This is a genomic window from Parafrankia sp. FMc2 (assembly GCF_041008525.1).
Taxonomy (GTDB): domain Bacteria; phylum Actinomycetota; class Actinomycetes; order Frankiales; family Frankiaceae; genus Parafrankia.
Genome location: NZ_JBFLUG010000201.1, coordinates 1 through 10,216, shown reverse-complemented (window position 1 = coordinate 10,216; position 10,216 = coordinate 1). Strand labels below are relative to the sequence as shown.

At 71.1% G+C, this 10,216-nt stretch carries 14 protein-coding genes; 13 read left to right on the top strand and 1 reads right to left on the bottom strand.

Annotated elements, in window-relative coordinates:
- Nucleotides 1-46: 46 nt before the first annotated feature.
- From AB1460_RS33635 to AB1460_RS33580, 12 genes are all read left to right on the top strand, one after another.
- Nucleotides 47-334, top strand: a complete 288-nt coding sequence (locus AB1460_RS33635; protein WP_368966309.1) for an HNH endonuclease — start codon at nucleotides 47-49, stop codon at nucleotides 332-334.
- 117 nt (nucleotides 335-451) lie between these two features.
- On the top strand, nucleotides 452-970 hold the full coding sequence (locus tag AB1460_RS33630; protein WP_368966307.1) for a hypothetical protein: 519 nt from the start codon (nucleotides 452-454) through the stop codon (nucleotides 968-970).
- Entirely contained in the window at nucleotides 960-2,642 is a 1,683-nt protein-coding gene (locus tag AB1460_RS33625; RefSeq protein WP_368966305.1) for a Terminase, read from the top strand. The genes AB1460_RS33630 and AB1460_RS33625 overlap by 11 nt, the downstream gene beginning before the upstream one ends.
- Before the next feature lie 18 nt (nucleotides 2,643-2,660).
- Nucleotides 2,661-4,019: a phage portal protein gene (locus tag AB1460_RS33620; protein WP_368966304.1), complete on the top strand. Its 1,359-nt coding sequence runs from the start codon at nucleotides 2,661-2,663 to the stop codon at nucleotides 4,017-4,019.
- Nucleotides 4,019-4,774 carry a hypothetical protein gene (locus tag AB1460_RS33615; protein ID WP_368966302.1) on the top strand — a complete coding sequence of 252 codons (756 nt, stop codon included), beginning with the start codon at nucleotides 4,019-4,021 and terminating at the stop codon, nucleotides 4,772-4,774. Before AB1460_RS33620 ends, AB1460_RS33615 begins: the two co-directional genes overlap by 1 nt.
- Before the next feature lie 116 nt (nucleotides 4,775-4,890).
- On the top strand, nucleotides 4,891-5,451 hold the full coding sequence (locus AB1460_RS33610; protein WP_368966300.1) for a hypothetical protein: 561 nt from the start codon (nucleotides 4,891-4,893) through the stop codon (nucleotides 5,449-5,451).
- Between the two features lie 51 nt (nucleotides 5,452-5,502).
- Entirely contained in the window at nucleotides 5,503-6,384 is an 882-nt protein-coding gene (locus AB1460_RS33605) for a hypothetical protein (protein WP_368966298.1), read from the top strand.
- A 1-nt stretch (nucleotide 6,385) separates the two neighbouring features.
- Nucleotides 6,386-6,805, top strand: a complete 420-nt coding sequence (locus AB1460_RS33600) for a hypothetical protein (protein ID WP_368966296.1) — start codon at nucleotides 6,386-6,388, stop codon at nucleotides 6,803-6,805.
- Nucleotides 6,802-7,143 carry a phage head closure protein gene (locus AB1460_RS33595; RefSeq protein WP_368966294.1) on the top strand — a complete coding sequence of 114 codons (342 nt, stop codon included), beginning with the start codon at nucleotides 6,802-6,804 and terminating at the stop codon, nucleotides 7,141-7,143. The genes AB1460_RS33600 and AB1460_RS33595 overlap by 4 nt, the downstream gene beginning before the upstream one ends.
- 232 nt (nucleotides 7,144-7,375) lie before the next feature.
- The gene (locus AB1460_RS33590) at nucleotides 7,376-8,068 is read left to right on the top strand and encodes a hypothetical protein (RefSeq protein ID WP_368966292.1); all 693 of its coding nucleotides are present in this window, start codon (nucleotides 7,376-7,378) and stop codon (nucleotides 8,066-8,068) included.
- Entirely contained in the window at nucleotides 8,059-8,673 is a 615-nt protein-coding gene (locus AB1460_RS33585; protein WP_368966291.1) for a glycosyltransferase, read from the top strand. Before AB1460_RS33590 ends, AB1460_RS33585 begins: the two co-directional genes overlap by 10 nt.
- Before the next feature lie 184 nt (nucleotides 8,674-8,857).
- A complete protein-coding gene (locus AB1460_RS33580; protein ID WP_368966290.1) occupies nucleotides 8,858-9,541 on the top strand; it encodes a hypothetical protein in 684 nt (227 codons plus the stop codon).
- Here AB1460_RS33580 and AB1460_RS33575 read toward each other — a convergent pair.
- The gene (locus tag AB1460_RS33575; RefSeq protein WP_368966288.1) at nucleotides 9,535-9,762 is read right to left on the bottom strand and encodes a helix-turn-helix domain-containing protein; all 228 of its coding nucleotides are present in this window, start codon (nucleotides 9,760-9,762) and stop codon (nucleotides 9,535-9,537) included. The genes AB1460_RS33580 and AB1460_RS33575 overlap by 7 nt on opposite strands.
- Before the next feature lie 113 nt (nucleotides 9,763-9,875).
- Here AB1460_RS33575 and AB1460_RS33570 point away from each other — a divergent pair, with 113 nt between their 5' ends.
- Nucleotides 9,876-10,127: a hypothetical protein gene (locus tag AB1460_RS33570; protein ID WP_368966286.1), complete on the top strand. Its 252-nt coding sequence runs from the start codon at nucleotides 9,876-9,878 to the stop codon at nucleotides 10,125-10,127.
- Nucleotides 10,128-10,216: the final 89 nt, after the last annotated feature.

Genomic DNA, 10,216 nt, shown 5'->3' with positions numbered 1-10,216 from the left:
CACCCCCTACCCCACGGGGCAAAGCCAGTGACCTCCACCACCCCCCATGGGTAGCGGACGGCGACGCAGCCCCCTACCACCAGGCTGGGCCACCACACGCAGACGCATCCTCGCCCGCGACCCCACCTGCACCCTGTGCCACAGCGCCAGCTCCACCGAGGTCGACCACGCGCTCGCCCACGACGACCACCGCGACGAGGCGCTCCGTGGCGTCTGCTCCCCCTGCCACCTCACCCGCACCGGCCGCCAGGGCGCCGAGGTGACCAACGCGAGGCACGCTGCCCGCCGCCGCCCACCCGAGCCGCACCCAGGCCTCATCGCTCACAGCGAGTGACCGACGGGCCGCCGCGGGGTGGGGGAGGGCCCCCTCCGGCCCCGGCTCCCAGACCGGTGGGCATAGCAGCTCGCGGTGCGTACGGGTCTGGGCCCCCGGCGGCACGCAGCGTGACCGATGGCCGTGACGGGCCGTGACCACCAGCAGGGGAGGGAGCTCATGGCCGGCCTGGGCCCGCCGCCGGCCGAGCGGCGCCGCCGACGCAACGCCGACCCGCACGCCGCGGCCGCCGTCACCGTGCCGGCTGACGCCCCTCCGGTGCAGGCCCCGCCGCTGCCCTACGCCAGCCGCTACGTCCAGGCCACCCGGGTCTGGTACCGCACCTGGTGCGAGGCGCCGCAGGCCGCGGCGTTCACCGGCACCGACTGGCAGCGCCTCCACATGCTCGCCCCGCTCGTCGACGGCTACTGGCGCGCAGCCCAGTCCGCCGATGCCAGGGGCTGCCGGGAGCTGCTCGGCGAGATCCGGCTGTCCGAGTCGCTGCTCGGTGCGACCCACGCCGACCGGCTGCGTGGCCGGATCACGATCGAGCGGCCGAAGCCGGCGCCGTCCCGGCCCGCCCTCGCCGGCGGCGGGGACGGCAGCGAGGTGACCGACCTGACCGCTCGGCGGCGCCGCCTGGCCGATGGTGCGTGAGCTCGTCCGGGCGCCCGGCCACGACCGACACCGCGCCCTGGCCGTCACCCTCGCGTGGATCGAGCACTGGTGTGTCCATGGCCCGGGCGACGTGCAGGGCCGGCCGCTGTCCGGGCCGGACGCGCTGCCCCTCGACGACGAGTTCGCCGGCCTGATCCTCGACTGCTACGCCGTCGACGACACCGGCCGCCGGCTGTACGACACGGCGGTTGTCAGCAGGGCGAAGGGCCGAGCCAAGAGCGAGCTCGCCGGGTTCGTCGCCCTGGCCGAGGCCTTCGCCCCGGTGCGGTTCGCCGGCTGGGCCGAGGGTGGTGAGGTCTACCGGTGGCGGGACTGGGCGTACCAGTACGAGACCGGCGAGCCGATGGCCCTGCCGGTCGTCCACCCGATCGTCCGCTGCCTCGCCACCGAGGAGAGCCAGGCCGGCAACACCTACGACAACATCCACTTCAACCTGGACCAGGGCCCGCTCGGTGAGGACCTGCCGTCCAGCGCGGTCGGGATCACCCGGATCTTCCTGCCGGACGGCGGGGAGATCATCCCGTCGACGGCGAGCTCGGCCGCGAAGGACGGCGGGAAAGAGTCGTTCGCCGTCTTCGACGAGCCGCACCTGTACACGCTGCCGGAGCTGCGGCGTATGTACACGACGGTTGATCGCAACCTGCGGAAGCGCAGGGCGGCCGCCCCCTGGGCGTTACTCACCTCGACGACGTACCAGCCTGGCGAGGGCAGCACGCTGGAGAAGTTGCACGAGCGGGCTCGGCTCATCGCCGAGGGCCGCACGCGTGAGACCCGCATGCTGTTCGACCACCGTGAGGCGCCACCGGACACGGACCTGACCGACCGGGACCAGCTGCGCGCCGCCCTGGCCGAGGTCTACGGCCCGTTCGCCTCCGCCCTCGACCTGGACTCGATCATCGAGAACGAGTTCTGGAACACCGCCAAGGATGTTCAGGACGCACGCCGCTACTTCCTCAACCAGCCGACCGCCGCGGTCGACGCCTGGCTGAGCAGGCAGGAGTGGGCGGCCTGCGCCCGGCCGGAGCTGGTGCTGCCGGATGCCGACCCGATCGTGATGTTCTTCGACGGCAGCAAGAGCGACGACGCCACCGCGCTGGTCGGCTGCCACATGGACACCGGGCACCTGTTCGTCCTCGGCTGCTGGGAACGCCCACTCGGCGCGGCCGGCCGCGACTGGCAGGTCGACCGTGCCGACGTCGACCGGGTCGTCCGCCAGACCTTCGACCGCCGTCAGGTTGTCGGCTTCTTCGCCGACCTGGCCGAGTTCGAGTCGTACGTCGACGCCTGGGGCAACGACTTCCGCCGGGAGCTGCTCGTTGAGGCGACCGTCGGGCGTAAGCGGCACCCAGTCGCGTTCGACATGCGCGGCCGCGGCGCCGAGTTCACCGATGCCGTCGAGCGGCTGCACACGGATGTGCTCGAGCGGGATGTCACCCACGACGCCGACAGCCGCCTCGCCCGCCACGTGCTGAACGCCCGTAGGAACCCGAACCGGTGGGGTGTGTCGATCAGCAAGGAGGGACGCGAGTCCCCGAAGAAGATCGATCTGGCGGTGTGCGCGGTCGGCGCGCGGATGGTCCGCCGCCTGGTCCTGGCCGATCCGAAGTGGGCGCGCCGCAAACGTAAGACCGGCCGGGCCACGTTCGTCTGATGAGGGGAGGTCTGGGCCGTGCCCCTGTCTGCCGATGATGTCGTTGACCGGGCCCGCGAACTGATGGGCGTGCGGGTGCGGGAGCGGCCTCGGCTCGACCGGATCCACGAGTACCTCCGTGACGACCCGGACCGGCGCCTGTCCGGGCTGCCGCCCACCGTCCCGGCCGACGTCCACCGGCTCGCACGGTTCAGTCGCGTGAACATGCTGAAGTTCGTCGTGAACGCGCGGGTTCAGTCGATGTTCGTCGACGGGCTGCGGCTGCCACGCCAGGCTGACAACGTCGATGCCTGGCAGGTGTGGCAGGCGAACCGGCTCGATGCCCGGCAGATCGGGGTGCACCGCGCGGCCCTCGCCTACGGCGCCGCCTATGTCACCGTCCTGCCCGGCCGCCGCGGCGATGAGTCGATGCCTGTCTTGCGGGGTGCCTCACCGCGCCAGCTGACCGTCGCCTACAGCCCCGACGATGACGACTGGCCGTCGTACGCGTTGGAGCAGAGGCGTAATGGCACCTGGCGGCTCATCGACAGCGAGGCCGTTTACACCCTGGCTGATGTCGACGACGACACCGATCGATTCAGGCTGGTCGGCGAGCCGGCCGTGCACGGCCTCGACGTGTGCCCTGTCGTCCGTATCCGTGAGACCGACGACCTCGACGACGAGGTGCAGGGCATCGTCGACCCGCTCACCCCGCTGCAGGACCAGATCAACATCACCACGTTCGGGTTGCTGACGGCCCAGCACTATCAGGCGTTTCGGCAGCGTTGGGTGATCGGGTGGGCGGCTCCGACCGAAGAGGCGTCGCTGAAGGCATCGGCGTCGAAGCTGTGGTCCTTCGAGGACCCGGAAGTCAAAGTTGGCGAGTTCGGTCAGGTCGACCTCGGCGGCTACATCAACAGCCGCGAGGCGAGCATCCGCCACCTGGCCACCATCTCGCAGACGCCGGCGCATGAGCTCCTTGGCCAGCTGGTCAACCTGTCCGCGGAAGCACTGGCCGCGGCGGAGGCATCCCACCGGCGGGCCCTGGCGGAGAACCAGACCGTGGCCGGTGAGAGCTGGGAGCAGGCCCTGGCGCTCGCCGGCGAGATTCGCGGCGTCGAGGTGCCGCTGGATGCCGAGGTCCGCTGGCGCGACACCGAGTCCCGGTCGCTGGCGCAGACCGCCGACGCCTTGGGCAAGATCGCGACCATGCTGGGTGTCCCGCCTGCTGAGCTGTGGGAGATGCTGCCTGGTGTCACCCAGCAGCAGGTGGAGCGGTGGCGCGCGGCAGCTGCGGAGGGCGACGCGTTCGCGCGGATGAACGCCCTGCTGGAGCAGCAGGCCTCCGTCCTCGCCGACACCCCGCCCGCCGAACCGCCTGCCCCTGTTCCTGCCTGATGGCCGGCACGGCGGAAGCGACACAGCTCACCGAGCAGTACCGCAGCCAGCAGCTCGCGCTGCGTGCGGCGACAACCCGGGACCTGCAGACGATCTGGCCCCTGTTCACCGGCAGCGACGAAAGCTTCGCCGCGTTCGCTGAGGCTGCGGTGCGCCTGGTGCTGCAGCGGCATGAGACCAGCAGCGGCCTCGGTGCCGGCTACTACCGCCGGTTCCGCACAGCCGAGGGAGTCGGTGGGGAGATGATCCCGCGGCTCGCGCCCCGCCTGGGTGTCGGTCTGATCCAGGCTGCGCTGTTCGCGACCGGCCTGGCCGGGACCCGCCGGGCGATCGGTGCCGGGCAGGCACCAGCGCAGGCCCGGGCGACCGGGCTGGTGCAGGCCGCCGGCGCCGCGGCCCGCCTGGTCCTCGACGGCGGCCGCCGCACGGTGGACGACACGGTGCGCGCGGATCCGAAGGCCCAGGGCTGGGTGCGGGTGACGAGCGGCCAGCCGTGCGCGTTCTGCGCGATGCTCGCCAGCCGCGGCCCGGCCTACAAGTCCGACCGGACGAGCCGGTTCCAGGCACACGACCACTGCGCATGCACCAGCGAGCCGGTGTTCGAAGGCTCCGAGCTGCCCGCGGAGAACCGCCGCTGGGAGCAGCTGTGGCGCGAGTCCGCCGCCGGCAAGGACAACCAGCTGGCCAGATTCCGCCAGGCGCTCGCCGAGCAGGCCACCCAAGCCGGGCAGGCCGCCGCCGCGGCCGCCGAATAGACGTCTCCGCCCCGCGATGGGACAGAGATCAAATCGGGCGTGATGCCCGTCCCTGCCGTGAGGGCGGGGTGACACCACTCCGCCGTGACGGTGGGGCGAGCACGAGGGAGGCCGTGATGGCCGACAAGAACGACGACACCGACACCGACATGGACGACGACGCGACGTCGACCGACACCGACGGTGCAGGTGGCGATGACGGCAGTCAGCGTGCGCTGGCCGCCGAACGGCGGGCACGGCGTACCGCCGAAAAGACCCTCAGGGAGCTGCAGACAAAGCTGCAGGGCCTCGAGGACAAGGACAAGACCGAAACGCAGCGACTGACCGACGCGGTCACCGTCGCCGAGAAACGAGCCCACGACGCCGAACAAAGCCTGCTGCGCATCGAGGTCGGCGCCGACAAGGGCCTTTCTGTCGCGCAGGCCAAGCGCCTGGTCGGTGCAACCCGCGAGGAACTCGAGGCCGACGCCGACGAGTTGCTCTCCACCTTCGGCGCCGCCAGCGCCGGCAAGCCGGAGAACGACGCCGGGTCGGCGGCCGCGGCTGACAAGCCGAAGCCGGCCGGCCGCGGCCGGCCGAAGGAGGACCTGCGCGGCGGCGCGTCCCCGAACACCGACTCCGGCGACAAGGTCGACCCCGGCAAGCTCGCCGCGTCGATCCTCGAACGCCCGTTCTGATCAACCCCGTACGGCCAGAGCCGCCGCGGGTTCACACACAGGAGGTAGACCGTGGCGGTTCTGACCGCGCAGGGTATTTCGGCGGTGGCAATCGAGCTCCTCACCCGGACGCTCGTCCTGCCCCGGACCGCGACGATGATCCCGGGTGAGGAGTTCGCCGGCAGCAACGGCGACACCATCACCGTCCGCGTCCCCCAGCCCGGAACGGCCCGCAAGCAGGCCACCCCCGGAGCGACGATCACCTACGACACCGTGAACGAGGTCCCGGTCGACGTCTCGCTGGAGCACCTCTACCACGCGAAGCGGATCACCGACGAGGAAGCGTCGCTGGAGCTGGAGGACTTCGCCCGGCAGGTCACCCGAGTGCAGGTCGCGGCGGTCGCCACCGGGGCGGAGAACGAGCTCGCCACAGCGATGAACGACCTGACCTCGGATGACGACGATGTCACCGCTGCCAACATCAAGAGCCGGGTGCTGGAAGCCCGCACCGCGATCTCCCGGGCGAACGCGCCGGCGACGGACCGGTGGGCGGCCTGCTCGCCGGAGTTCGCCGAGGTCGTCCTGGGCCTCGACGAGTTCAGCCGGGCGGACGCCGCCGGTGACCAGACCGCTCTGCGCGAGGCGATCATCGGCCGGTGGAGGGGGTTCACCTGGGTGGAGGCCAACGGCCTCGACGCGGGCACCGCGGTGCTGTACCACCGCTCCGGGTTCGTGATGGCCAACCGGTCGCCGGTCGCCCCGCGCGGAGCCCGCGAGTCTGCCACCACGACCAGCGGTGGCATCTCGATGCGGCAGATCTTCCAGTACGACCCGAACATCCTCTCCGACGCCAGCGTGCTGTCCACGTTCGCCGGCGCCGCGGTGGTGGCGGAGAACGAGGCGGGTACGGACATCCGCCGGGCGTACAAGCTCGAGCTCGCCAGCCTGAGCTGACGTGCCGCTGCCGCCGCTGGTCGACCTGGCTGCGTACCTGACGCGGACCGGGCAGGCCCTCGCCGACCTCGACGCCGCCGAGCAGGCGCAGCTGACTGCCCTGCTCGGCGACGCCAGCGCCCTCGTTCGCCTGGAGGCCGGCCTCGACTGGGTGGCTGAGGACGGGGTCACGGTGACCACACCGGATGTGGTGGTGCCGGTCGTGGTCGCCGTGGTCCGCAGGTCGGCCAGCAACCCGGAGGGCCTGACCGGGGAGACGCTCGGCGATCACAGCTGGCAGATGGCCAACGCCTCCGCTGACTTGTACCTGACCAAGTCGGAGCGCACCACCGTGCGGCGGGCCGCTGGCCGGCTCGGTATCGGCTCTGTGCAGATGGAGGGGGACCTGCCTGTGCAGCCGTCGGAATGGTGCTGGTGGTGAGGATCACCCACAGGCTCAATCGTGAGCTCACGGTCTGGCGCCCAGCCACGCAGGACGACGGCGCTGGCGGGCAGACCGTCACCCTGCTGCCGGCCGGCACCGTGGACATGAAGATCGACCAGGCGTCGGCGGCAGAGCGGGTGCTGGCCGCGCAGGCCGGCGCCGAGCTGACACACAACGGCTACGCCGAACCGGACGCAGACCTGCTCCGCGGCGACGAGCTGCGCGGCCAGGGCCAGCGGTACCGCGTCGACTCCGTCGTCGAGCCGTCCAGCCCCCGCTACCGGAAGGCGTCCCTCGTGCAGGTCCAGGCCGAGCCGGGCGACGAGATCTCATGAGCCGTCCGCCCGACCCCGTCGTCGACGGCGACGATCCGTTCTACTCGACCCGGTGTGGCCAGCGACGGCATACCCATGGGTACGAGGCTGCGGTCGTGGCCACGCAGGACTGGGACGGCGAGTTTGCCAACCTTCGGCGACTGCCAGCTCCTGCCCCCCTGTCCTTGGTGGCGGGCAGCTGCGGCAGTTGCTACGGGCCCGTCGAAGCCGGTGGGTACTGCAGGTGTTCGGCATGACCGACAGCACAGGTGCCGAGCTGACGGTCCTGGTGCCGATGCTCGGCCGGACCCACCGGGTGCGCCCCCTGCTCGACTCCATCCGCGCGACGGTGCCGGACGCCGAGGTGCTGTGGCTGTGCACGCCGACAGATCGTGAGGTGCTCGCTGAGCTGCACCGGTTGGCGATGGCTCGGCCGATGGACGACTCGACGGTCGTCGAGGTGCCGTTCGCGAAGGGTGACTACGCCCGGAAGATCAACGAAGGGTATAGGCGAACGTCCCGGCCACTACTGTTCCTCGCAGCCTGCGATCTCAAGTTTCACCCCGGCTGGTACCAGGCCGCCCGCGCCCAGCTCACCACCGGCATCGGTGTTGTTGGCACCAACGACCTCGGCAGCCCGCGGGTCACCGCGGGCGAGCATGCCACCCATAGCCTCGTCACCAGGGTGTACGCCGACCGGCCGGGAGCGACCGCGGACCGGGCCGGTGAGGTGCTGCACGAGGGCTACTGGCACGAGTTCGTCGATGACGAGCTCGTGCAGGTCGCTCGTGTCCGCGGCGCCTGGGCGTTCGCCGCCGACTCTCATGTCGAGCATCTGCACCCCGACTACGACAAGGCGCCGTCAGATGCGCTGTACCGGCGCCGGCGGCCGCGGATGCGCCAGGGCGCGGCGCTGTTCCGGCAGCGGGAGCCGCTGTGGACGTGACCGTCGCCATCGGCACCTTCGGCCTGCCCTGCTGGTCCGACCTCGCCAGGTCCCGGGCGGTTCCCTCTGCCGAGGCGCTCGGCGTGCCCGTCGTCCACCACCACGCCGACACCCTGCACGACGCCCGCAACGGCGCTCTGGCCCTCGTCGACACCGAGTGGGTTATCCACCTCGACGCCGACGACGAACTCGAGGCCGGCTACGTGGACGCGATGGCGGCCGGCTCGGCGGATGTCCGGGCGCCAGCGGTCCGCTACATCCACAGCCGCACCAGGGCGAGTACCCCGGCCGTGCCCACGGTGGCCGGCCACGGCCACGCCTGCGAGGCCGCCTGTCTCCTGGCCGGGAACTGGCTGGTGGTTGGTGCTCTCGTCCGCACTGCCCTCGTCCGCCAGGTCGGCGGCTGGCGCGACTTCGCCTGGTCCGAGGATTGGGATCTGTGGCTGCGCTGCCATCTCGCCGGCGCCAGTTTCGAGGCGATCCCGGCTGCCGTGTATCGGGCTCATGTCCGCCGCGACAGCCGGAACCGGGCGCCGAGCAGGCAGGCCCGGCTCGCCGCGCACCACGCCATCGCCCGCGCGAACGGTCTGCTGACACCGTGGTGATCGTCGGCGAGCGTGAACCGAGTCTGTATCGCGTCCCGGCCGGCTTCGTCGTCCATGCCATCGGGTGCCGGTCCCTCCTCGAGGCCTACGGCGAAGACGATTCAGCGATCACGCTGCCTTGCGGCTGTCCCGCACGGAACCGAGTGCACGAGCCGGAGGCCGAGTGAAGATCGCCGTCTTGATCATGACTGATGGTCGTGAGGAGCTGCTCGCCCGCACAGTGCGGTCCGTGGTCTGGGACGGCAACCTCAGCGGCCCCATCCATCGCTGGTTCCTCCACGACGACTCTGGCGACGAGATTCTGCGCGCCCGCCTCGCCAACCGCTGGCCGCGGCTGAACCAGCTGAACGACGGGGACAGCCCGCGGCGCGGCTTCGACGGCGCCATCACCCACGCCTGGTCATGGCTGGCCCAGGTCGACGACATCGACTTCGTCTTCCACCTGGAGGACGACTTCCTACTGAACCGGCCGGTCGATCTGCGCGCGATGGCCGAGGTACTCACCGCCCGGCCGTACCTCGCCCAGCTGGCGCTGCGCCGCCAGCCCTGGAACGACGCGGAGCGGGCCGCTGGCGGCATCGTCGAGCAGCACCCCGGCGACTACGCCCAGATGACCGACGGCCAGCACACCTGGCTGGAACATCGCCGGTTCTTCACCACCAACCCCAGCCTCTACCGCCGGGAGCTGTGTGCGGCTGGCTGGCCGGCCGGCGCCGAGAGTGAGGGCAGGTTCGGCCTCGGCCTGCTCCGTGACGGCCTGCCCTGGGGTGTGCCCGGGCCCGATATTCGGTTCGGCTTCTGGGGCTCCCGACAATCGGGCGAGTGGGTAGAGCACATCGGCGTCCAGCGCGCCGGTGTCGGCTACTGAATCACCATCTCCATCGCCAGCATGATCGGCGCAGGACCGATGAGCTGCTCAGGCGAGATGTCCAACGCCGCCGCGAGCGCGACCAGATCGTCGACGCTCAACCCCCGCTCACCATGCTCGATCTTGGAGAGTCCCGTCGGCAGGATCGGGCGCCCGAGACCCGTCAGCCGTTCCGAGAGCTGCACGAGCGTCAGGCGCCGTGCCTTCCGCAGCTGCGTCACGCGACGGCGCACTCGTTCGCTGGTAGTTCCCACCTCGAGTGGGTGTGTCCCCATATCGGAAGGCTAGCCGGCCACGACAGTCGTCGGGATCGGCGATCGAGGAAGGGCGGGCAATGATCCGTAAGAGAGGCACATCGTTGATCGCCGTGCTCGCGGTGCTGGTCGTCTGCGTGGTCGCCGCCACGGCGATCGCACGCGCTGACCCGTTCGATCCGACCACCGGAACCGTCGCGGTGATGGCCAGCGGCGGGACGGTATACGAGGACTACGCCGCCGGTCCGCAGAGCGTGAACGGTAGCGTCACCGTGGCCACGGTGACGCTACCGGCCAATACCAGGAACTTTAGGTTCGGGTTAGTACTGTGACGACCGAGGGTGGTGGTCCTGTGAGGTGTCTGTCGATCGGCTTCTTGGTGGGGAATGGGGTGCGGTTGGCCCGGCGGACGACGCGGGGG